Source organism: Xanthomonas sp. NCPPB 1325, assembly GCF_041477645.2.
Lineage (GTDB): Bacteria > Pseudomonadota > Gammaproteobacteria > Xanthomonadales > Xanthomonadaceae > Xanthomonas > Xanthomonas cannabis.
Map to the genome: position 1 here is coordinate 195,332 of NZ_CM192985.1, position 23,117 is coordinate 218,448.

The 23,117-nt window shown below is 66.4% G+C and carries 18 protein-coding genes; 9 read left to right on the plus strand and 9 right to left on the minus strand.

The window, feature by feature from the left end:
• Nucleotides 1-160: 160 nt before the first annotated feature.
• Together ACCQ10_RS00820 and phhA are read right to left on the minus strand one after the other, a co-directional pair.
• Nucleotides 161-805, minus strand: a complete 645-nt coding sequence (locus ACCQ10_RS00820) for a DMP19 family protein (RefSeq protein ID WP_372361886.1) — start codon at nucleotides 803-805, stop codon at nucleotides 161-163.
• A 140-nt stretch (nucleotides 806-945) separates the two neighbouring features.
• The gene (gene phhA, locus ACCQ10_RS00825) at nucleotides 946-1,836 is read right to left on the minus strand and encodes a phenylalanine 4-monooxygenase (RefSeq protein ID WP_355606426.1); all 891 of its coding nucleotides are present in this window, start codon (nucleotides 1,834-1,836) and stop codon (nucleotides 946-948) included.
• 128 nt (nucleotides 1,837-1,964) lie between these two features.
• On the opposite strand from phhA, the gene ACCQ10_RS00830 reads away from it, so the two are divergent.
• Both ACCQ10_RS00830 and ACCQ10_RS00835 read left to right on the plus strand, forming a co-directional pair.
• On the plus strand, nucleotides 1,965-2,447 hold the full coding sequence (locus tag ACCQ10_RS00830) for an Lrp/AsnC family transcriptional regulator (protein WP_039566292.1): 483 nt from the start codon (nucleotides 1,965-1,967) through the stop codon (nucleotides 2,445-2,447).
• Nucleotides 2,448-2,950: 503 nt separating this feature from the next.
• Entirely contained in the window at nucleotides 2,951-5,152 is a 2,202-nt protein-coding gene (locus ACCQ10_RS00835; RefSeq protein ID WP_372361887.1) for a TonB-dependent siderophore receptor, read from the plus strand.
• A 560-nt stretch (nucleotides 5,153-5,712) separates the two neighbouring features.
• On the opposite strand, the gene ACCQ10_RS00840 is transcribed toward ACCQ10_RS00835, so the two are convergent.
• The 3 genes from ACCQ10_RS00840 to ACCQ10_RS00850 form a co-directional block, all read right to left on the minus strand.
• On the minus strand, nucleotides 5,713-6,750 hold the full coding sequence (locus tag ACCQ10_RS00840) for a patatin-like phospholipase family protein (RefSeq protein WP_372361888.1): 1,038 nt from the start codon (nucleotides 6,748-6,750) through the stop codon (nucleotides 5,713-5,715).
• A gap of 278 nt (nucleotides 6,751-7,028) precedes the next feature.
• The gene (locus tag ACCQ10_RS00845) at nucleotides 7,029-8,039 is read right to left on the minus strand and encodes a TIGR00266 family protein (RefSeq protein ID WP_372361889.1); all 1,011 of its coding nucleotides are present in this window, start codon (nucleotides 8,037-8,039) and stop codon (nucleotides 7,029-7,031) included.
• Nucleotides 8,040-8,445: 406 nt separating this feature from the next.
• Nucleotides 8,446-9,282, minus strand: coding sequence for an ABC transporter ATP-binding protein (locus tag ACCQ10_RS00850; RefSeq protein WP_372361890.1), 837 nt, complete (start codon nucleotides 9,280-9,282; stop codon nucleotides 8,446-8,448).
• 148 nt (nucleotides 9,283-9,430) lie between these two features.
• Between ACCQ10_RS00850 and ACCQ10_RS00855 the strand changes: the two genes are divergently transcribed.
• The 4 genes from ACCQ10_RS00855 to ACCQ10_RS00870 all read left to right on the plus strand — a co-directional run bounded on the left by ACCQ10_RS00855 (nucleotide 9,431) and on the right by ACCQ10_RS00870 (nucleotide 13,303).
• Complete coding sequence (locus ACCQ10_RS00855; protein WP_372363022.1) at nucleotides 9,431-10,636, plus strand: DesA family fatty acid desaturase; 1,206 nt, start codon at nucleotides 9,431-9,433, stop codon at nucleotides 10,634-10,636.
• Between the two features lie 67 nt (nucleotides 10,637-10,703).
• Nucleotides 10,704-11,051, plus strand: a complete 348-nt coding sequence (locus ACCQ10_RS00860) for an EF-hand domain-containing protein (RefSeq protein WP_372363023.1) — start codon at nucleotides 10,704-10,706, stop codon at nucleotides 11,049-11,051.
• Nucleotides 11,052-11,099: 48 nt separating this feature from the next.
• On the plus strand, nucleotides 11,100-11,837 hold the full coding sequence (locus ACCQ10_RS00865) for an ATP-binding cassette domain-containing protein (RefSeq protein WP_228334341.1): 738 nt from the start codon (nucleotides 11,100-11,102) through the stop codon (nucleotides 11,835-11,837).
• Entirely contained in the window at nucleotides 11,834-13,303 is a 1,470-nt protein-coding gene (locus ACCQ10_RS00870) for an ABC transporter permease/substrate-binding protein (protein WP_372361891.1), read from the plus strand. The genes ACCQ10_RS00865 and ACCQ10_RS00870 overlap by 4 nt, the downstream gene beginning before the upstream one ends.
• Before the next feature lie 119 nt (nucleotides 13,304-13,422).
• Here ACCQ10_RS00870 and ACCQ10_RS00875 read toward each other — a convergent pair whose 3' ends face one another.
• Nucleotides 13,423-14,604, minus strand: coding sequence for an aminotransferase class V-fold PLP-dependent enzyme (locus tag ACCQ10_RS00875; protein ID WP_372361892.1), 1,182 nt, complete (start codon nucleotides 14,602-14,604; stop codon nucleotides 13,423-13,425).
• Nucleotides 14,605-14,675: 71 nt separating this feature from the next.
• On the opposite strand from ACCQ10_RS00875, the gene egtB reads away from it, so the two are divergent.
• From egtB to ACCQ10_RS00890, 3 genes are read left to right on the plus strand one after another with little or no spacing between them, the layout of a single operon-like run.
• The gene (egtB, locus tag ACCQ10_RS00880; RefSeq protein WP_372361893.1) at nucleotides 14,676-15,959 is read left to right on the plus strand and encodes an ergothioneine biosynthesis protein EgtB; all 1,284 of its coding nucleotides are present in this window, start codon (nucleotides 14,676-14,678) and stop codon (nucleotides 15,957-15,959) included.
• On the plus strand, nucleotides 15,956-16,945 hold the full coding sequence (gene egtD / locus ACCQ10_RS00885) for an L-histidine N(alpha)-methyltransferase (protein WP_372361894.1): 990 nt from the start codon (nucleotides 15,956-15,958) through the stop codon (nucleotides 16,943-16,945). Before egtB ends, egtD begins: the two co-directional genes overlap by 4 nt.
• A gap of 12 nt (nucleotides 16,946-16,957) precedes the next feature.
• Complete coding sequence (locus ACCQ10_RS00890; RefSeq protein WP_372361895.1) at nucleotides 16,958-17,227, plus strand: DUF3253 domain-containing protein; 270 nt, start codon at nucleotides 16,958-16,960, stop codon at nucleotides 17,225-17,227.
• A gap of 51 nt (nucleotides 17,228-17,278) precedes the next feature.
• Here the strand turns inward: ACCQ10_RS00890 and ACCQ10_RS00895 are convergent, their stop codons facing one another.
• From ACCQ10_RS00895 to ACCQ10_RS00905, 3 genes are all read right to left on the minus strand, one after another.
• Nucleotides 17,279-18,556 carry a type II toxin-antitoxin system HipA family toxin gene (locus ACCQ10_RS00895; protein ID WP_372361896.1) on the minus strand — a complete coding sequence of 426 codons (1,278 nt, stop codon included), beginning with the start codon at nucleotides 18,554-18,556 and terminating at the stop codon, nucleotides 17,279-17,281.
• A complete protein-coding gene (locus ACCQ10_RS00900; protein WP_372361897.1) occupies nucleotides 18,553-19,089 on the minus strand; it encodes a helix-turn-helix transcriptional regulator in 537 nt (178 codons plus the stop codon). Before ACCQ10_RS00900 ends, ACCQ10_RS00895 begins: the two co-directional genes overlap by 4 nt.
• A gap of 130 nt (nucleotides 19,090-19,219) precedes the next feature.
• Entirely contained in the window at nucleotides 19,220-22,927 is a 3,708-nt protein-coding gene (locus ACCQ10_RS00905; protein ID WP_372361898.1) for an indolepyruvate ferredoxin oxidoreductase family protein, read from the minus strand.
• Nucleotides 22,928-23,117 lie beyond the last annotated feature (190 nt).

Below are 23,117 nucleotides of genomic sequence, written 5' to 3' on the forward strand. Positions count from 1 at the left end.
CGGCCCTGGAAAGCAAGTTAATTTGGTATTGGCCAAGGGTGTGGCTGGAATCTGCGACCTGTGTTGAGGCTTTCAGGTGAACGGCCGTGTGATGGCAACGGGTACGTCACCAGCTCGCTGATGCAGTTCGTGCAATCGCCAGGCAGCACGGGCGAAGCCCTCAGGCCTTGTCCACGCCGTAATGCGTCAGGCCCAGGCGCGCCAGGTCGCCGACCCGGCGGTAATACACCTCTTCCCACCCCTGTACGCGCTGGCGGTCGGCCTCGTTCATGGCGTCGAGGATGTCTTCGATGCTCAGCAGGTCCGGGTCTTCTTCCAGCCGTTCGAACACCGCGCCCAGCCCTTCGATGGCCTGCCGCGTCTGCGCTGCGCCCATGGCCGCCAGGCCGCGCAGTGCGTCGCTGCGGGTGGCCGCATCCCAGCGGTCGAAATAGCGCGCATAGCCGCTTTCGCTCATGTCCGCATCCAGGCGCGCGAGTGCGACTAGCTCGCGTTCGCCCGGCGTCAGCGCGTCCAGGCGTCCACGCAGCGTGGCCAGTTTTGCCTGCGCGCGTGCAGCACGCCGGCGCCACAGCAGCTCGGGCATGTGGAGCAGGCCTTCGGGCGTGGGTGGTGCGATCGCCGGCCAGTTCACCCCGAAGCCGTCGTCGGTGAGTTGCCATTGCGCACGCTGCGGCGGTGTCGCCTTGAGCAACAGGCGATGGGCCTGGATGGGCTCATCGATGCGGATGCCGTTGGCCAGGGTGAACAGCAGGCGGGTGTCGTCCAGCTCCAAGCGCCGGATACGCAGATGCGTCAGGTCCATTGAGCGAAGGCGGTGTGGGGAGGCTTGACCTTAGTCCGCAGTGGCAGCGGTGTCGAGTCGGTGTGCCTCACATCGCAGCGTCACCAGCATGCATCGCCGCACGCCGTCACAGCGGGTAGCACGTGACTTCAGCTTGTGCCTCACACGTCGCCGTCGCGGCTCCAGCCCTCGCCGGTGCCGCGCTGGAACGCCAGATCGCTTGCCAGCACATCGCCGGCCGGCACCTGCGCCTGCTGGGCGAGATCGGCGTAGATCGGGGTGAAGTCGGGCGCGGTGGCGTCCATCAGCTGCGCAAAGCTGTCGATGACGAAATAGGTCTTCTGGAAGCTGTCGATGCGGTAGCGGGTGCGCATGATGCGCTGCAGATCAAAGCCAATACGGTTGGGTGCAGCCGACTCCAGCGAGTACAGCGACTCGCCCTTGGATGAGACGATGCCGGCGCCATAGATCCGCAGCCCCTGCGCGGTCTTGATCAGGCCGAACTCCACCGTGTACCAGTACAGCCGCGTCAGGTTCTGCAGCGCGTCCGCACCGATGCCATGCGCCTTGACCCCGCCACGGCCATAGGCCTGCATGAAGTCGGCAAACAGCGGGTTCATCAGCAGCGGCACGTGCCCGAACAGGTCATGGAATAGATCCGGTTCGGCGATGTAGTCGATCTGGTCGGGCCGGCGGATCCACCACGTCACCGGAAAACGCTTGTTGGCCAGGTGATCGAAGAAATCCAGCTCCGGCAGTAGGCCTTCCACCCCCACCAGCGTCCAGCCCGTCGCCGCCTGCAGCACGGCATTGAGCGCATCGAAGCGTGGAATCTGCCGATCGTCCATGCCCATCGCGTCCTGCGCCTGCAGGAACTCATCGCAGGCGCGGCCCACCAGCAACTCGCGCTGGCGGCGATACAGCGTGCCCCAGGTGGCATGGTCGTCGCTGCTGTACCCGTCCCACGGCTGGTTGACCACGGCGGTCGTGTAGACCGGCACGTAGCCCTTGTCGGTGAGCTGGTTTTCGACGCGGCGCGGGGCAGTGTTCATGCGGTAGAAATCCCATGGCGGCAGCGGTTCACCTTATCCGGATCGCGACGCAACAGGCTTGCGAACCTTGCGTGTCGCGACCGGTTGCGCGCAAGATTCGTGCGTCTGAATCTGCTGCTGCGCAACATATGGACCAGCCAATCGCCCTGGACCGCACCGATCTGCGGTTGCTTGCCCTCCTGCAGACGCAGGGGCGTACCAGCAACGCCGAGCTCGCCATGCAGGTGAACCTGTCGGCCTCTGCCTGCCTGCGCCGCACGCAGCGACTGGAGGCCGCCGGCATCATCGCCGGCTACGGTGCGCGGCTGGATGCGCGCGCGCTGGGGCTGGGCCTGCAGGCCTTCGTGCGGGTGCAGCTGGAACAGCATGGCCAGGCCGATATCGACCGGTTCGCCGATGGGGTGCGCGGTTGGGACGAGGTGGTGGCGTGCTGGGCCCTGACCGGCGACATGGATTATCTGCTGCAGGTGCAGGTACGCGACCTGGAGCATTTTTCGCGGTTCCTGCTGGATCGCCTGCTCAATGCCACCGGCGTGTCGGACGTCAATTCCAGCTTCGTGCTGCGCACGGTCAAGGCGCCGGAAGGGCTGCCGCTGTCGCATCTGGGCTGAGCGGGCGCGCTGCGCAGGCATGTCGCTGGCGGGCCCCCACGTTGTTCCCAAGTGCTGCGCGCCGCGTTGGCCAGTTCGCGCGCGTGCGTGGCTGCGATGGGGAGCCATCCTTCGTCGTCATCCATACCACCGGTGTCGCCCATGGCCGCGTCTTTCGGCAGCGTGAGCGTGTTACCAGCACGCGCGCGCTGCCACCGACGGCGCCCGTGACCTGCCGGATGCGCCGTCGTGTTCACCACGCCGCGGCTGGTGATGCACGACGCGCGTTGCCGAGCCATTGACGTGACGGCTCGCCGCGACCAAGCGACCCCAACCGCGCCGCACTTGTCGCATAAACGATAACGATTTACATTTGCGTAACGTCTGGCCGGCTCCGGCCATGTCCTCTCGTCGATCCGCCAGCCTTTGCCAGGCCAGCCAGCCATCGCCTGAGCAGGACGCTGACACATGACTGCCTCCCTGCTGCCACGCCACGGCGTGCGCCCACGATCGATGAGAGACCGATGCCTGCATTGCCCCATTCCCTGACCACGCTGTCTGTCGCCCTGCTGTGCGCGCTGAGCTTGCCGGCCCCGGTGCACGCGGCCGACCTGGCCGATGCCAAGACGCTCGACCAGGTCAACGTCAACGGCACGGTGAGCCGCGCGCAACCGGCCACCACCACGCGCCTGCCGCTCACGCTGCAGGAAACCCCGCAGTCGGTGAGCGTGATCGGGTTGCAGCGCCTGGAAGACGAATCGCTGTTCAGCATCGACGATGTGATGCGTAACGTCACTGGCGTCAACGTGTCGTTCTACGACACCCAGCGCCCCCTGTACTTTGCGCGCGGCTTCCAGATCACCGATTTTCAGGTCGACGGCCTGCCGACCTATAGCGGGGCGACCAATCAGGAATACGATACGGTCTTCTACGACCGCATCGAAGTGATCCGCGGCGCCAATGGCCTGCTCACCGGCGCGGGCATTCCTTCGGCCACGGTGAACCTGCTGCGCAAGCGCCCGGGCAAGGACTTCGATGCGTCGTTTGCGGTGAGCGCGGGCACCTGGGATTTCCGCCGCATGCAGGCCGACGTCAATGCACCGCTGACCGAAGACGGGCGTTTTCGCAGCCGTGTGGTGGCCGCCTGGCAGGACCGCGATTATTACTACGACCGCTACCACGACAACAAGATGTCGGGCATGGCGGTGCTGGAAGGCGACCTGACCGACAGCACCACGCTCACCGTGGGCTACCAGCGCCAGGACAACAGCCCGGTCGGCTCGACCTGGGGCACGGTGCCGTTCTTCGCCGCCGACGGATCGTTGGCCAATCTGCCGCGCTCCACCAACATGGCACCGGAGTGGACGCGCTGGCAGCGCGAAACCAGCACCGCCTTCGCCAACCTGGAACAGCGCTTTGGCGAGGACTGGCTGCTGCGCGTCAACTACGCCCATACCAAGGGGCAGGTGCAGAACATGCGCGTCTACGGCACCGGCTATCCGGCGGCCGATGGCAGCGGCATCTTCCTGCGCACAGCGGCCGGCGAAACCGAGGATGTCCGCGACAGCGTGGACGTGTACCTATCGGGCGGGTTTTCGCTGTTTGGCCGCCAGCACGATGTGGTCGTCGGCGGTAGCTGGCAGGATCTGCAGTCCACCGCGTACCCCACCGTGCAGACCTATCCGGATGACTGGGCCACCTGCATCAGCCCGACCGGGGCGCGCGAGCGCTGCTATTTCATTCCGGACATCCGCAACTGGAACGGCGACATTTCCGAGGTGACCTACGCGCGCAACGGCCGGCGCAATGAAGCGCGCACCACGCAACGTGGCGTGTACGCCTCCACCCGCTTCCGTCTGGCCGAGCCGCTGTCGCTGATCGCCGGCGCACGCCTGAGCACCTGGCAGACCCGCACCCAGGCCTTCAGCGCCAGTGGCAGCTATACCGGCACCAGCGGCCGCTACAAGGTGAGCGACGAGGTCACCCCGTATGTGGGGCTGGTCTACGACATCGTGCCCGATGTGTCGGTCTACGCCAGCTACACCGAGATCTTCAATCCGCAGAACTACCGCGACAAGGACAACAACCTGCTCGCGCCGGTGGAAGGCTCCAATCTGGAAGCCGGCATCAAGGCGCAATTGCTCGACGGCCGCGCGATGGCCACCGCCGCCGTGTTCGAAGCCAAGCAGGACAACTTCGCGGTGCGCGACATGACCCAGCCGGAAGGCGCATTGCCCGATGGCACTTCCGCCTTCATCGGCGTGGACGGCACCAAGAGCCGTGGCTGGGAAGTGGATTTCAACGGTGAGATTCTGCCGGGCTGGACGGTCAACGGCGGCTACACGCACGTCAAGGTCACGCGGGCGCCGACCGATGCGATCTACGCAAATCTGCCGGAGGATTATCTGCAGCTGTCCACCCAGGTGCGCCTGCCCGGCGCCTGGGACCGCCTGAGCATCGGCGGTGGCATCAGCTGGCAAAGCGCGGTGCGCGGCTTCAATATCGCGCGCCCCACCGGCGACGGCAGCGGTGCCACTACGCCGGTCACCGTGGTGCAGAACCCGTACGCGCTGGTGCATTTCAACGCCAACTACCGCATCAGCGATCAATGGACCGCCACGCTGGCGGTGCGCAACGCCTTCGACAAGACCTACTGGGCGAATCTGGATTATCAGAACTATGGCGAGCCGCGGTTCGTCAGCGTGTCATTGCGTTGGCGGTATTGAGGTCGATGGCGATGCATGAGCTTGAGTGAGACACGGGGCTGGGTGGCGCGCACGCCGTGCGATGCGCGCATCGCGGTCATCGGGACGGCAGCGCGACCAGGGTCGCTCCTACCAAAGCAGTGCAGTGACCAGGCCGTTGTAGGAGCGGCCAGGCCGCGATGCCGTCCCGATAACGCCTGGCCCTCGAGCACCCACGACATCACTCAGGCCCGCGGTCCGCGCCAAGCACGCCAATCTGCCCACGGAGGAGCGCGTTCACGCGCGGCGGGACACCACCAGTCACGTTCCCTCGACTGGGCACCACCAGTGACGTCCCCTCGCGCGCAAGCGCGCCGTAACAGCGAGGCCTGCACATACGCCGTTGTAGGAGCGGCCCCGGCCGCGATGCCGTCCCGATAACGCCTGGCCCTCGAGCGCCCAAGACATCCAGCAGCCCCACACTCCGCAGCTACACGCGACTCTCCAGCGCGCGCGACGGGCATCACCGGCAACTCCTCGCGCGCGCGCCCTGGCAACAGCCGCTCCCGGCCGCCGATCCCATCCAACTCAGCCCGGCCGCGTCACGGTGCCACGCAGGCCTCGTCCTTGCCGCGTAGTTTTTCCCAGCGCGAGCGTTGTTCCAGGCAGCGCTCGTAGGCCTGCTGCCTTGCGGCCCTGGCCTGATCGGCCGCCGTGCGCGTAGCACTGCTGCGCGCGGCCTGCAGCTGCGCAATCTTGGCGCGAATCTGCGGCATCAACGCCATGGCGGCGCGTTCGCCTTCCAGGATCGCAGCGCTGCGCTGGTTGAAATCGGCCGAGCCGATATCGTTGACCTTGGGGCGCACCACCACGTCCGCGCGCTTGAGTTCGGCCTCGCCCAGGCGCTGGCCCATGATCGAGATGGACTGGTTCACCGTGCCCAGCAGGTCGCCCGGATTCTTGCCGCTGGCCTTGCTGGAAATATCCACCGCCACCACGAACTCCGCGCCGAGCTGGCGTGCGGCATCCACCGGCACCGGGCTGACCACGCCGCCATCGACAAAGTGGGACTGCCCGATGGTCACCGGCTCGAACACACCGGGAATACTGCTGGACGCACGCACCGCCTGGCCGGCATTGCCGCGCACAAACACTGTGCGCTCGCCATCTTCCAGGCGCGTGGCCACGGCGGCAAACGGCTTGCGTAACTTTTCGATCGGCTTGCCGCCCAACTGGTCGTTGACGTAGTCCTGCAGCTTCTGGCCCTGCACCAGGCCGCCGGAGAACAGCCGCACGTCGCGGATGCTGGTCTGGTCCAGCGCCACCGCCTTTTCCTGCATGTCGAAGGCCGTCATGCCGCTGGCATACAGCGCGCCGACCACGCTGCCGGCGCTGGTGCCGGACACCACCACCGGGGCAAACCCGTTGGCTTCGAGCATCTTGATCACGCCGATATGCGCAAAGCCCTTGACGGCGCCACCGCCAAGCGCGATCCCGATCTTGACCGGTTTGGCTGCCGTTGCCGACGGCGGTTGCACCACCGGCGCGGGCAGGGCCGGGCGTGGCTCGCCACCGCAGGCCGAGAGCAGACCGAGCAGGGACAACAGGGCAAGCGAGCGGGAGCGGCGAAGCGCAGTCATGGCGAAAACGTCGATGGGAAAGGCGAGGGAGAATACACGCGCGCTGCCACTGCTGCTGCAGTGATTGGCGTGGGTGGAGCTCATTCAAAACGGCATCATCTGCAGGCCTTGCATTCCCTTCTCCCACCGGGACATTGTCCCCCTTCATGGGGGAGAAGGTGCCCCGTAGGGGCGGATGAGGGTACGCGCGAAGCGTCGTGCATCCATTCCGAAGAGTGGCTTCGCCCCGTACCCTCACTCGCTAAACCACCACCACGCCAACCCGCCGCAGCACCCACTCAGAACCGGTTATCCCCATCCAGCAGCCGGCCCAATCCGCCCAGCACCGAGCCTTCGCCGCGTTGCTGGCCGCCGGCTTGCGGAGCGGCCTGCAGCATGCGGCCGGCCATGCGCGAGAACGGCAGCGATTGCAGCCAGACCTTGCCCGGGCCGGTGAGGGTGGCCAGGAACACGCCTTCGCCACCGAAGAACATGCTCTTCAGGCCAGCCACGCGGCGCACGTCCATGTCCACGCCGGCGTGATAGGCCACCACGCAGCCGGTGTCCACGTCGATACGCTCGCCAGGACCAAGCTCACGTTCGACAACCGTGCCGCCGGCATGCACGAACACCCAGCCGTCGCCTTCGAGCTTCTGCATGATGAAACCCTCGCCGCCGAACAGGCCGGTGAGGATCTTGCGCTGGAAGGCGATGCCCAGCGACACGCCGCGCGCGCCGGCCAGGAAGCTGTCTTTCTGGCAGATCAGCTGGCCGCCATGCTCGGACAGCCGCAGCGCCAGTACCGTGCCCGGGTAGGGCGCGGCGAATGCGACCTTGGCCTTGCCGCTGCCGGCGTGGGTGAACACGGTGGTGAACATGCTCTCGCCGGTGACCACGCGCTTGCCGGCCGACAGCAGCTTGCCCATCAGGCCGCCACCGCCGCTCTGGCCGGCATGCGAGCCGTCGCCGAACACGGTGTCCATCTGCACTGCGGAGTCCTTGTACATCAGCGCACCGGCCTCGGCGATGGCGCTCTCGCCCGGGTCCAGCTCGACTTCGACGAACTGCATGTCGTTGCCGACGATGCGGAAGTCGATCTCATCGGCGCGACCGGCCGCGCCGGTCAGCGGTGGCGGCGCACTGCCGCCGCCCTGCAGTTCGGCCAGCTGACGGGCCGGGGTCCAGCCATTGAGCCCATCGCGCCAGGCCAGTGCGTCGGGTTGGCGCTGCGCGTATACGCGGGCATTGGCAGCGTCGAGCGGGCCGACGCGTTCGGCCTGTCCGGGAACATGGAAATACCACTGGGCCATCGGGACGACTCCTGTCTGTAGGTGCTGCGAGTCTAAGCGCAACCGCAGCGGCGGCGTCCCGTGTCCAAGGTCATGCGCTGGGTGCAGGTGGGCACGGTGGCGGGGCGTCCCACGCGCAGCACCGTGCATCGCAGGGCACGCAGCACATCCGCGCCACACACGCGCATCGGCGTGCAACGGTGCGATGCGAGCCAAGGACAACCGCGCGCCAGCACGGACCGACATCGTGCCAAGACACGTTCACGCGCTTGCACCCAGGCAAGCCACCGTAGCCATCGGGAAACAGCGCGCACTGCAGCCGCGTCGGCTATCCACGCCGCACGTGCGTGGCTACCGCGCACACCGCAGATCCCATCGGTACCCGCTCGCGTCTGACAGGCAGGCGCGCAGGATCACCCTGCAGCTCTCACTCCCCAACGCTTGCCCAATAGCGCTCACCATCGCGATGCACGCGTACAGGGCCATCGAACACCGCCGACAGGCTGGCATCGGTCAGCACGGCATCGCGCACGCCGTCGGCCACCACCTTGCCCGCGCGCAACAGGATCACCCGCGCGATCTCCGGCACGATCTCTTCGATGTGGTGGGTCACCAGCACCAGGGTGATGCCCTGGCGGGCGAGATGGCGCATCGTGTCCAGCAGGTGCTGGCGCGCCACCAGATCCAGGCCGGTGGAGGGCTCGTCCAGCAACAGGGCGCGCGGGCGGTTGACCAGGGCGCGTGCGATCAGCACCCGGCGGGTTTCGCCGGCCGACAGCTCGGCAAACGGGCGGTCCAGCAACGGCAACGCCTGCGCCAACGCCAGTGCTTCGCGGGCACGGGCGCGCATGCCGTCGTCGATCTCCCGATGCGGCGGTACCACGTAGCTGGCGAAGAATCCGGACAGCACCGCGCTCTCCACATCCAGCCCCGGCATGTCAGCCAGGTTGACGCTCAGATCGCTGGTGACGATGCCCAGCTGCGAGCGCAACCGGTCCACCTGCCAGCGCGTCTGCCCCAGCACCTTGACCGAGGCCTGTCCGTCGCCGCGTGCCAGCGGGTACAGCTCGCGGGTGATGAGTTTGATGAAGGACGATTTGCCGCAGCCGTTGGGTCCCAGGATGGCGGTGTGCTGGCCCAGCGCGATGCGCAATTGCAATGCATGCAACACGCGAACCTGGCCGCGCATCACACTCGCCTGGTCGAGTTCGATCAACGCCGGCGCGTCGGCGGGTGCAGCGGCAACATCGGTAACAACAGTCATACGGAAGGCATCAGGCAGTGGGAAGACGGACGTGTGAACCGCTTTAGGAATGTAGGGGTGACCCTACGCTTGCGAAGGGTGAAGTTTGCCGCGATCGCCCCCATCATGTCTGCATCGACCAACGAGATGCGCCGCCGTGGACCTGCCGATGTTGTCCGACCCGATCATCGACTTCCTGACCGCCGGCGTGGCCGGGCTGGGCGTGTGGGGCATGCTTGCAGTGCTGCTGGTGTTCACCCAGCTCACCATCTTCTCGGTGACCTTGTACCTGCATCGCAGCCAGGCCCACCGCGGCGTGGACTTCCATCCGGTGGTGGCGCATTTCTTCCGCTTCTGGACCTGGCTCACCACCTCGATGATCACCCGCGAGTGGGTGGCGATCCATCGCAAGCATCACGCCAAGGTGGAGACCGAAGAAGACCCGCACAGCCCGCAGACCAAGGGCATTTCGCAGGTGTTCTGGCGCGGCGTGGAGCTGTACCGGGAGGCGCGCGCGCAGCGTGCCGACATCGAGCAGTACGGCAAGGGCGCACCCACCGACTGGATCGAGCGGCACCTGTACACCCCGCATGCCAATGTCGGCCCGGTCGCCTTGCTGGTGCTCAACACGGTGCTGTTCGGTCTGCCGGGCATCGCGCTGTGGGCGATCCAGATGGCGTGGATTCCGTTCTGGGCCGCCGGCGTGGTCAACGGCCTGGGCCATTGGTGGGGCTATCGCAATTTCGAATCCGCCGACACCTCCACCAACCTCACTCCGTGGGCGCTGTGGATCGGTGGCGAAGAACTGCACAACAACCACCACGCCTTCCCGAGTTCGGCGCGCTTTTCGATGCGGCGCTGGGAACTGGACATCGGCTGGATCGCCATCCGTGGATTGCAGGCTGTGGGGCTGGCCAAGGTGCTGCGTGTGGCGCCGTCGCTGGATGTCCGCCCCAATATCGCCGTGCCCGATGCCGATACGCTCAAGGCGCTGTTGTCGCATCGCTTCCAGGCCATGACCGACTACCAGCGCAATGTGCTCAAGCCGGCGTTGCGCGACGAGGCCGCCGCCACCGGCGCCAAGCTGCGCGAGCTGTTGCCGCGACGCTTGCGCAAGGGCCTGGTCGATGACGGGCGCTGGCTCCAGCCGGACGCGCGCGCGCAATTGCAGGCGTGGGTGGCGCAACGCCCGCGCATGCGCACCCTGGTCGAGTACCGCGCACGGCTCAGTGCGGTGCTGGAGGCCCGCAGCCACGATGCATCCGAGCGCCTGAAGCAGTTGCAGCAGTGGTGCCACGAGGCCGAAGCCAGCGGCAATGCAGCGCTGCAAGCCTATGCGGCGCGGCTCAAGGGTTATGCGCTGAGTGGGCCGTAAGCCCGGCGGCACGCGTATTGCCGTGAGTGCGCGTGCGTTGCAGCGTCTGGCGCCGCCTGCGCTGCCGATGGCCTGCGTTGTATTGTCCTGCCTTGTACTGGCCTGCCTTGTACTGGCGTGGGTGCCCGCAGCGCATGCGCAGGTGCAGGACAGCCAGGAATATCTCAAGCGCATGGACAGCGATGGCGATGGCCGGGTCAGCCGCGATGAATATGTGGCCTGGATGAGTTACGCCTTCGATCAGCGCGATGCCGATCACGACGGCGTGCTGCAGGGCGAAGAGTTGCCCGGCCGCCGTGGCAAGCCGATTACCCGCACGGCGCACCGCGCCAGCCTGATCGAGCGGTTTGCGCGGCAGGATGCCAATGGCGACGGCTATCTGAGCGCACGCGAGCTGCTGGCGCCGCCCCGCTGATGCCTACCTTCGCGCCCGGCTGACGTCGGCTTGGGCAAGCTCGAGCGCATGTTCACTCTCGATCAGGTCAGCCGGCACTACGGCCAGTCCATTGCGCTCGACAACGTCACGCTGACTGTTGCACGCGGTGCGACCACGGCGTTGATCGGGCCGAGCGGCGCCGGCAAGTCCACCGTCCTGCGCATGCTGGTCGGGCTGGAATGGCCCGACAGCGGCAGCGTCAGCTTCGATGGCACGCCGCTGGCGCGTGCCGGCCTGCAGGCGCAGCGCCAGCGCATCGGCTATGTCATCCAGGAAGGTGGCCTGTTTCCGCACATGGACGCGCGCAGCAATGCGGTGTTGCTGGCACGGACCCTGGGCTGGCCGCGCGAGCGCATCCAGGCGCGGCTGGAGAGTCTGTGCACGCTCTGCCAGCTGCCGCCGGCGTTGCTGGCACGCTACCCGGCCGAACTCTCCGGTGGCCAGCGGCAACGCGTTGGCCTGATCCGTGCCCTGATGCTGGACCCGCCGGCGCTGCTGCTGGACGAGCCGCTGGGCGCGCTGGACCCCATCGTGCGGTACGACCTGCAGGCGCAGATGCGCGAACTGTTCGCCCAGCTTGGCAAGACCGTGGTGCTGGTCACCCACGACGTTGCCGAAGCCGCGTATCTGGCAGACACCCTGGTGCTGATGCGCGCCGGCCGCGTGGTGCAGCAGGGCAGTGCGCAGTCCTTGCTCGCGCAGCCGGCCGAGCCGTTCGTGCAGCGCTTTCTCAGCGCGCAGCGCAGCATCGGCGACGCGGCATGATCGCGCGCGTGCTTGCCATGGTGATGCTGCTGATCTGCAGCGGCGGCGCGTCGGCCGCCGGGGTGACGGTGGGCTCGAAGAATTTCACCGAGGCGGTGATCCTGGGCGAGATCGCCACCGCTGCCGGCAAGCGCGCTGGGGTGGACGTGCAGCACCGCGCCCAGCTCGGTGGTACCCGCATCCTGTGGCGCGCGCTGGAGACCGGGCAGATCGACGTCTACGCCGAATACACCGGCACGCTCGCGCAGGAACTGCTGCAGCTGCCCACCGCCAGCCAGGCCGAACTGCGCGCGGCGCTGGATGCACGTGGCCTGGCGATGACGCAATCGCTGGGTTTCGAGAACAACTACGCATTCGGCATGCAACGCGAGCGGGCACGCGCGCTGGGCATCGCCACCTTGTCCGATCTGGCCCGTCATCCAACCCTGAAGATCGGCCTGAGCAACGAATTCATGCAGCGCGCCGACGGCTGGCCCGGCATGCGTGCGGCCTACGCCTTGCCGCAGACCGCCACCGGGCTGGATCACGATCTGGCGTATCGCGCGCTGCAGAGCGCAGCGATCGAGGTCACCGATCTGTACAGCACCGATGCGGAGATTCCGTATTACCGGCTGCAGGTGCTGCGCGACGATCGCCATTACTTCCCGGAGTACCAGGCGGTCTTTCTGTATCGCAAGGATCTGGCACAGCGCGCACCGGCAATGCTCAAGGCGCTGCAGGGTCTGCAGGGGCGTATCGACCAAGCCACCATGCAGCGGCTCAACGCACAGGTGAAGCTGGAGCGCCAAGGCGAAGCGGCGGTTGCGGCGCAGTGGCTGGGCGTGGCGCCGGCCACGCAAGCCGATTCGCGTTTCAGTCGCTTGCTGCGTCACACGCGCGAGCATCTGGCATTGGTCGGCGTTTCGTTGGGCTTGGCGCTGCTGATCGCCTTGCCGCTGGGCGTGCTGGCCGCACGGCGGCCGCGTCTGGGCCAGTGGGTGCTGTCGTTGACCGGCGTGCTGCAGACGCTGCCGTCATTGGCCGTGTTCGTGTTCATGATCCCGCTGTTCGGCATCGGCGCGAGACCGGCGATTGCGGCGTTGTTTCTGTATAGCCTGCTGCCGATCGTGCGCAACACCTACGCCGGGCTGACCTCGATCCCACGCGAGCTGCGCCAGACCGCCGAAGCGATCGGCGTGCCTGCGTGGACGCGCCTGTGGCGGGTGGAGTTGCCGCTGGCGCGCCGCACGATCGTGGCCGGCATCCAGACCGCCGCGGTGATCAACGTGGGCACCGCCACGCTGGGTGCCTTGATCGGTGCCGGCGGCTATGGCCAGCCGATCCTCACCGGCATCCGTCTGGACGACATCGGCCTGATTCTGGAAGGCGCGATCCCTGCGGCGGTGCTTGCGCTGATCGTGCAGGCGCTGTTCGAGGGGCTGGAACGCTGGGTCACCCCGCGTGGCTTGCGCATCAGCCGTGCCTGAACGCGTAGGAGCGGACCCGGCCGCGACGGGGCGTTACCGAGCGTTGTCAGGCATTACGGGGATAAAGCCGTGTATCGGTAACGCCCGTCGCGGCCGGGTCCGCTCCTACATGCGCGGCTTTATGCCTCTGGCAGCGCTGCGATGAGACCTGACAGCGCCTCACCGGTGACGCTCAGGTGCGGTGCGATACGCAGGCGTCCGTGCCGCCGCGTGCAGATCGCCCCGCGTTCGCCAACGGTCGTTGCCACGGCCTCCAGCCGGTGTGCCGGCGGCTGCAGGGCGGTCAGGTGCGGCGCATGCGCGGGCGTGGACCAGCTGCCCAGACCGCGTGCCTGCAGGGCCGCATCCCACTGCGCGGTGAGCGCGCCAAGCGCTGCGGCGATTCGCGCAGGTTGCCAGGCAAGCACCTGTTGCAAGGCGGCGGTGGCCATCGCGATCCTCAACGGATCGGTCACCCCGCCGGCATCGAAACGGCGTGCGCCCTCGCGGTAGTGCGGTGCCTGCGCGATGGGGAATTCCCAACTGCTGCCGGCATCGCGGCCGATCCAGTGCTCCTCGATCGGCACCCCGTCGACGCGCCACGGTGCTGCCACCCACAGCCACGCCAGACCCATCGGCCCTAGCAGCCACTTGTGGCCGACGCTGACCACGAACGCCGGCCGCCAGCGCGGCAGATCGGTCGGCAGCACGCCCAGGCTCTGGCTGAGGTCCAGCACCAGCGCCGCACCGCGTGCATGCAGCGCCGCGCTGATGCGGTCCAGGTCCAGCTGCCGCCCGTCCAGCCAGTACGCCTGCGGCAGGCTCGCGATGCGCAGCGCCGGTGTGCGCTCGATGGTCTGCAGCACCGCCTCGCTCAGGTCGGCGCCGCTGTCGGTCGGCACCGCCACGAGGTGCGCACCGACCTCGCTGCACCGCCGCTGCCAGATCAACAGGTTGGACGGGAACTGCCCTTCCAGCACCAGCACCGCTTCGCCGCGCTGCAACGGCAGATTGCGCGCGGCCGTGGCCAGCCCATGCGCGGCCGATGGCAGCATCGCCACCGCGTCGGCATCGCCATCGAACACCTGCGCGGCCAACCCACGCAGCTGCTCGATGTCCCGCACCCACGTATCGAACGGCAACCGCCACGGTGTGGCCATCGCCGCGACGGCCTCATGGGCAACGCCCTGCACCGCACGCAGCAGTGGTCCGCGAGAGGCCGCGTCCAGATAGATGACCTCATCGGGCAGCGCAAACGCCTGTTGGCGGTGCGCCCAATCGAAGGGGGCGGCGAACGAGCTGGACAGCGAAGACATTGGCATGCCAACAGCTTACCGCTGGCTGCCATGCCGCCGACACGGCGCGTTCACAGGCGCTGACCAAGCATACGGCGATGTCTGCAACCTCACCCCTGCTGGTCGATCGCCAGCAACAGCAGTTGTCCCTGCTGGAACGCTATGCGCAGACTCGCGCGTTGAGCGATCGCCTTGCCGCACCGTTGAGCGCCGAAGATGCGATGGTGCAGAGCATGCCCGATGCCAGTCCCAGCAAATGGCATCTGGCCCATACCACCTGGTTCTTCGAACGCTTCGTGTTGCAGGCCGACCCTGCGTATCGCGTGTTCGACCCGGCATGGGATTTCCTGTTCAACAGCTATTACCAGAGCGTGGGCCCGATGCACGCGCGCGCGCGTCGCGGCGTATTGTCGCGCCCATCGCTGCAGCAGGTGCGCGACTACCGTGCGGCCGTCGACGGCCAGATGCAGCAACGCCTGCAGGAGGGGCGGCTGGACGCGCAGGCCTGCACCATCGTGCAGTTGGGCATCCAGCACGAGCAGCAGCATCAGGAATTGCTGCTGACCGATATCAAGCACGCGCTCTGGAGCAACCCGCTGCAGCCGGCCTACCGCGATGCGCCGGCGCCGCCTGCCGCCATTGCCAGTGCGCTGCGCTGGCACGCGCGCGACGAGCAGATCGTCGAGATCGGTGCTGCCGCATGGCCCCGCTGCGACAGCTTTGCCTACGACAACGAATCGCCCCGTCACCGGGTGCTGGTGAGCGCGCATGCGCTGGCGCATCGGGTCGTGACCAACGCCGAATTCCAGGACTTCATCGACGCCGGTGGTTATCGCAGTGCCGGCGCCTGGCTCAGCGATGGCTGGGCCATGGTGCAGGCGCAAGGCTGGCAGCACCCGCTGTACTGGGACGCGGACGGACGCGAGTTCACCCTGGATGGCTGGCGCATGCGCGACCCGCATGCGCCGGTCTGTCATCTGAGCCTGTTCGAAGCCGATGCCTTCGCGCGCTGGGCCGGCGCGCGCCTTCCCACCGAAGCCGAATGGGAACAGGCCGCCACCGGCGTGCCGGTGCAGGGCAATTTCGTCGACGGTGATGCGCTGCACCCACGGGGCGCCGAGGCCGTGGACACCGGGTTGCAGCAACTGTTCGGCGATGTCTGGGAATGGACCGGCAGCGCGTATCTGCCGTATCCCGGTTTTGCGCCGTGGCCTGGTTCGCTGGGCGAATACAACGGCAAGTTCATGAACGCCCAGTGGGTGCTGCGCGGCGGCAGTTGCGCCACGCCGGCCAGCCATATGCGCGCCAGTTACCGCAACTTCTTCCCCTCCGATGCGCGCTGGCAATTTGCCGGCGTGCGCCTTGCCAAGGATCTGCCTTGAACGCCGCCGCCCATGCCATGCAACGCGCCCATGCCGCGCTGACCGATCTGCGCCCGCAGCCGGACGACATCACTGCCGATGCTCTGGCCGGTCTGTCGCAGACGCCCAAGACGCTGCCGTCGAAGTATTTTTACGACGCCCGCGGGTCGGAGCTGTTCGAAGCCATCACCCGGCAGCCGGAGTATTACCTCACCAGCACCGAGCTGGGCCTGCTGGAGGCCAGCATGGCCTCGATCGCTCAGGCAATCGGCCCCGGTGTGCATGTGGTGGAATACGGCAGCGGCAGCGGGCGCAAGACCGAACTGCTGCTGCAGGGCCTGCGCGATGTGGTGGCCTACACGCCGCTGGAAATCTCGCGCACCGCGCTGCTGGACAGCACCGCGCGGCTGGCCCAGCAGTTTCCGCAGATCCAGATGCTGCCGGTCTGCACCGACTTCACCAAGCCGCTGCGTCTGCCTGACGCACAGCGCCCGGCGCGTCGCCACGTGGTGTTCTTCCCCGGCTCGACGCTGGGCAATTTCACCGACACTGCGGCGGTTGCGCTGATGGATGCCATGCGCCAGACCATGGGCAGCGACGGCTGCGCACTGATCGGCATCGACCTGGACAAGGACGCCAGCCTGATCGAAGCCGCCTACAACGATGCGGCCGGCGTCACCGCCGAATTCACCTTGAACCTGCTGGCGCGCCTCAACCGCGAGATCGGCAGCGACTTCGATCTGGGCGGCTTTCGCCACCATGCGGTGTATGCGCGCGAGCGCGGCCGCATCGAAACCTTCCTGATCAGCCAACGCGCGCAACGCGTGCAGGTCGGCGGCCAGGACATCGCGTTTGCCGAGGGCGAGGCGATGCAGGTCGAGTACAGCTACAAATACACCGACGCGCGCTTTGCCGAGCTGGCCGCCGCGGCAGGGCTCAAGGTCACGCACGGCTGGAACGACGCCAAGGATTGGTTTGGCCTGCGCCTGCTGCGTCCCCTGTCATGACGCGGTGCAGGCGTGCAACCGCCCGATGACGCACAGATTGCCGCGCTGATTCGGCACTTGCTCACGCAACGGCGGCCCGAGCAATCGATCTGCCCATCGGAGGTTGCGCGCGCACTGAGCGATGATGCGTCCGTGTGGCGCGCCCTGATGCCGCAGGTGCGCGCGGTAGCTGCGGCGGCCGCAGCGGCCGGCGTCGTCCGTGTCACCCAGCAAGGCAGAACCGTGCAGCTGCCCGCCGTACGCGGGCCGATCCGCCTGATGCGCGGGCCGCAGTTCGACTGAGGTCCCATTGATTGGATGCGCCAGCTGCCGTGTGTAACGGTATTAAACCAATCAGTCCGGCTGCAACAGCTTGCGCATACGGCTGCATGCGTTGGCGATTTCCTCCACCAGAGCATTCAGGATCGGGTGCGTGACGTCTTCTCGCGCAAGCGAGGCAAGGAGTTCTTGCGCTCGATCGGGCATGTCGCTAACGGCCCCGCGCATCCATGCAAGGCAATCAGATGCATCCAGGCGCAATGTGCTGGCGACCTGTATCCAGTCGCTTGGACGGATGTCCCACCAGCGATAATGGCTGCCCATCTTCATTGCCAGTTTGATCCGACGTCGCTGCAGCTGGGGATACGGCAGAGCGCTGGAAATGTCGTATAGCGGCGCCAGGCGAACCTGCCTACCCTCGCCGAGCAGCAGTGAATAGTTTTTCGCATGCGCATCGGTGCCGCCGATCAGGTAATTGAAGACCAGGGCCTGGAACAAGGTTTCGACGTCTTGCCGCGGTTGCGATGAGTGCGTCCACAATAGCTGCGACATCGCCTCCACTCCAGGGCCGCCCTGGTTCTGATACTTGATGTGCGGCATCACTCCCAGCGCCTGGCAGATATCTTCCTGGTGGATGCGCAGCAGTGTTCCTTCGATATGGAGACGATCGTAGCGCTCGACGCAAATGGCGGTCTCCTCGCCGAAGCGCAGCGCCTGGCAGGCCGCAGTCGGTAGCCCGATGCTGCGCGCCAAGCGTAGGCAGAACAGTTCGTTCTCGACGAACCCGTCGTATTCGCCGCTCGGTGGTTTGAGGATGTGTGTGGTCGGGATGCGCCCGGCCGGGATGGCCCACTGCCGACCATCGTGCAGCAAGGCAATCTTCGCCTGCGCGCCGGCCAGGCTGAACTGACCGACGTCATCGACCTGACGTGCTGCGCCAACGTCGCGACGCAGTCTGCGCAGGCGCGTTTCCAGTTCGGCATCCGTCAGAACTTCGATGCTATCGCTGGCGCCGGACAGCACGTCCTCGAGCCGGTCTTCGGTTACGAATTGCACCGCGCCGGCACAGTCCTCACCGACGTGCGACAACAGGGCGAGTGGGTTGCGCGGCGAAACCTGAAATCTGGATGCCCAGCTTTGCAATGTAGTTTCGTTGTCAGGCAGCAAGCCCCACAACACCGCACCAACGGCCGCAGTTGGGTGATCTTCCCGGCTGAGGGGAAGATTCAATGAAAGCGGTAGCGCGTTCTTCGATTGTTGCCAATCGCGTGTGTAGGCAAATAGCGGGCGGCCATGCGCGTCGGAGCTCAGATGACCGATCACCTGGTCTCCAATCAACGTCAATAGCCTCATTGATCGTCCTTCTTCTTCGAGGCGGACGTGATGGCGGATTTTTTTGCTGTATTACCGACCTTCGGTTCATCGAGCACCGAAAACTGCTTTTTCAAGACCCCGTGTGCAGGATGCCGCTTCTGGAATGTATCGATAGTCGAGTACGAGGTTTTGAATGCTTGTTGCGACAGGGCTGAGAACGACCTGGGAGTGGCGCTGTTCGATGGATGAGAAATGCCGGTGCCTGACGGCAGGTTGCCGCGGTTACGTTCAAGGATTGCATCAAGATTGATCGATGCGGCGGGGATGGGATTGAGCATCTCGCGCTCCTGCGCCTGAGCGGAGTCCGGGCTCAGCGCTAGCTGCAGTCCCAGAACGCGCAGCGCCCTTAGGATCAATTGCAGCTCGGCGCGCGGCTTGCCCTTCTCGATGTCGACGATCCACTGTCGGCTCACACCGATCTCCCTGGCAAGGCGAGCCTGATCCCAGCCAAGGTACTTGCGCCTTGCGCGAACGACGTTGCCTATATCGGAAGGGGTGCGCACGGTCTCCATGAAGACAAATGTAAGCGATCGACGACACTGACGCAATGTCGGCGATCGATTACATTTAGGCTGAAATCAGACGGCGCCTGCTTGGAGTCACCGAACGGTGACATAAGAGAAATGTCATCGTTCGGTGACATCAAGCCACCTGCACCACATGTAACACCTTAGGATTACGCCACTGCGCCAGCAGCGCGGCTTCACGCGCCTTGGCTTCCTGCAGGTGCGCATGCTTGACGTGGCCATAGCCGCGAATGTGTTCTGGAATGCTGGCGATCTGCGTTGCAAGACCGACGTTATCGGCATCCAGCCGCTCCAGCAGCATGTCGATGGTTGCGCTGTAATCGGCAATCAGCCGACGCTCGCCACGTCGCTCGGCGGTGTAGCCAAACACGTCGAGCTTGCCCCCGCGCAGGAATTTCAGCTTCGCCAGCAGTTTGAAGGCGGTGAACATCCATGGCCCGTATTCGCGCTTGAGCAGGTTGCCGTTGGCATCCTTCTTGGCCAGCAACGGCGGCGCCAGGTGGAAGCGCAGCGTGTAGTCGCCTTCGAACTGCTGTTGCAGCCGGCGCTGGAAATCGCCGCGCGTGTACAGGCGCGCCACTTCGTATTCGTCCTTGTAGGCCATCAGCTTGAATGCGTAGCGCGCCACCGCTTCGGTCAAGGCGCTGCTGCCCGGCGCGCGTTGGGTTTCGTGCGTGCGTACGCGTTCCACCAACGTGCGATAGCGCTGCGCATAGGCGGCGTCCTGATAGTCGGTGAGGAATGCGACGCGGCGCGCGATGGCCTCGTCCAGCGATTGCGCCAGCTGCTCGTCATCGAGCGGATGTGCCGGTGCATCGGCACCGCCATGCAGCGTGCTGCCATCGGTCTGCGCCAGTGCACGCGGTGCGCTGGCACCGCTGAGATCGTGTTCTTCCCAACTGCCCGGTGCGCGTGCGGCCGGCGTGTCGCCGTGCAGGTGCGCAGGTGCGTCCGTGGTGCCCAGGCCTGCTGCACGACGCACGGCCGGCAGATCCACCGCCGCCAGCCGGCCCCACGCAAAGGCCTGCTGGTTCATCGCAACGGCCGCGCCGTTGAGTTCGATCGCGCGCATCAGCGCCGCATGCGATAGCGGCACCAACCCGTGCTGCCACGCGTAGCCGAGCACGAACAGATTGCTGGCGATGGCGTCGCCCAGCAACGCCGTTGCCAGCTGCGTGGCATCCAGCAACAACGGCTCCTGGCCACCGAGCGCAGTGCGCACACCGGCGATGATCTCGGCAGCGGGAAACTGCAGGTCCGGTTGCGTGGTGAACGTGCCCGGCATTGCTTCGTAGGTGTTGAGCACCACCTGGGTGCGGCCATCGCGCACTTTGGAGAGCGCCCAATAATCGTTGACCACCACCATGTCGCAGCCCAGCACCAGGTCTGCTTCGCCGGCGGCGATGCGCACGGCGTGGATGTCGGCGGGCTGGCGTGCGATGCGGATATGCGTGGTCACCGCGCCGCCTTTCTGCGCCAGGCCGGTCTGGTCCAGCACCGTGGCGCCCTTGCCTTCCAGGTGCCCGGCCATGCCGAGCAGCGCGCCGATGGTCACCACGCCGGTGCCGCCGACGCCGGTGATCAGGATGTTCCAGGGCCGTTCCAGCGCGGTGCGCTTGGGCGGTGAGGGAAGCGTGTCCAGCAGCGTGCTGGCGTCGCGCCGCTTGCCCTTGCGCGGGGCACCGCCATGCACGGTGACAAAGCTCGGGCAAAAGCCCGCGACGCACGAATAATCCTTGTTGCAGTTGGACTGGTCGATCTGGCGCTTGCGCCCGAATTCGGTTTCCTTCGGCAACACCGACACGCAAAAGCTTTTCTCGCCGCAATCGCCGCAGCCTTCGCACACCAGCGAATTGATCATGACCCGCTTGGGCGGGTCGATCAGCTTGCCGCGCTTGCGGCGGCGGCGTTTTTCGGTGGCGCAGGTCTGGTCGAAGATCAGGATCGACACACCCTTGACCGTGCGCAGATGCTGCTGCACCGCATCCAGTTCGCCACGATCGTGAAACGCGACCTCGGCGGGAAACAGATCGCGCCGCCGCGTCCACTTGCCGATGTCGTCGCTGACGATGGCGATCTCGTGGATGCCTTCGGCGCGCAGCTGATGCGCGATGTCCGGCACGGTGAGCGTGCCGTCCACCGGCTGGCCACCGGTCATGGCCACCGCGTCGTTGTAGAGGATCTTGTAGGTGATGTTGACGCCGGTGGCCACCGATTGCCGGATCGCCAGCGAGCCGCTGTGGAAATACGTGCCATCGCCCAGGTTCTGGAACACGTGCGGCGTGTCGGTGAACGGCGCCTGCCCCGACCAGGTCACGCCTTCGCCGCCCATGTGGGTGAAGGTGTCGGTGGCGCGGTTCATCCACGTCACCATGTAATGGCAACCGATGCCGCCGAGCGCGCGCGAGCCTTCCGGCACCACCGTGGAGGTGTTGTGCGGGCAGCCGGAGCAGTAATGCGGCACGCGCGGGAACTGCGCGCGCGGCAAGGCCATCTCCGCTTCCTTGGTCTCCATCCAGCGCAGCCGCTGTTCGATCGCGTCGGCGAATGTGCTCGATGGCAAGCCGAACCGCTGGATGCGCCTGCCGATCACCGCGGCAATGGTGGCCGGGGTCAACTCGCCGGTGGACGGCAGGATCCACGCGCCCTGTTCGTCGTACTTGCCGACGATGCTCGGCCGCGCCCCTGCACTGGCCGGCCAGTTGTAGAACAGCTCCTTCATCTGGCGCTCGATGAAGGCCTTTTTCTCTTCCACCACCACGATGTCTTCGAGCCCGCGCGCAAACGCGCTGATGCCCACCGGCTCCAGCGGCCAGGTCATGCCGACCTTGTACACGCGGATGCCGATCTGCGCGCAGGCCTGCGCATCCAGGCCCAGGTATTCCAATGCCTGCAGCACGTCCAGGTAGCTCTTGCCGGTGGTGACGATACCCAGCCGCGCGCGTGGCGAATCCAGCACGATGCGGTCGATCCGGTTGGCCCGCGCAAAGGCCTGCGCCGCGGCCACCGCATAGCGGTGCAGGCGCATTTCCTGATCCACCGGCGGGTCCGGCCAGCGGATGCTCAACCCGCCCGGCGGCAGCGCAAAGTCCTCCGGCAGCACGATCGTGCGTGCGAATGGGTCCACGTCCACCGAGGCGGACGATTCCACCGTTTCGGCAATCGTCTTGAAGCCGATCCAGCGCCCGGTGTAGCGGCTCATCGCCCAGCCCAGCAGACCCATGTCCAGGATGTCCTGCACCCCGGCCGGGTTGAGGATGGGCATCATCGCGCTGACGAACTCGTCTTCCGAGCCGTGCGGCAGGGTCGAGCTGCGGCAGGCGTGGTCGTCGGCGGCCAGCGCCAGCACGCCGCCAAAGGGCGAGGTGCCGGCGGCATTGCCGTGCTTGAACACGTCGCCGCTGCGGTCCACGCCCGGGCCCTTGCCGTACCACATGCCGTAGACGCCCTGCACCTTGGCGCCGGGGAACAGGTTGGTCTGCTGGGTGCCCCACACCATGGTGGCGGCCAGGTCCTCGTTCAGGCCGGGGGTGAAGGTCACTCTGGCCGCGTCCAGATGCTTGCGTGCGCGCCACAGTTCCAGGTCCAGCCCGCCCAAGGGGCTGCCGCGGTAGCCGCTGATGAAGCCGGCAGTGTCCAGGCCGGCAGCCTCGTCGCGCAGGCGCTGCAGCAACGGCAGCCGCACCAGCGCCTGCACGCCGGACAGATAGATGCGCCCGTCGGTGCGCGTGTATTTGTGGTCCAGCGTGTAGTCCGCATCCACCCGGCCGAGCTCCGGCGTGTTGGCAGAGTCGGGAGAAGAAAGTGCAGCGGTACTGGTCATGGCGTGCCCGGAAAGGGTGGCTGGGACCCGGTGCGGGTCATCTGAAACCAGATGATCCGCCCGACGGATTCCAAAACGGCGGCGCAAAGTGTAACAGTCAGCCTTCACGCGCCCGTTTGCATGCGGATGCGCAGCCGTCGCGCTGCGGTTAGGATGGGGACGGGAAGGGGTCGTTTGCTGTCAGGGGAAA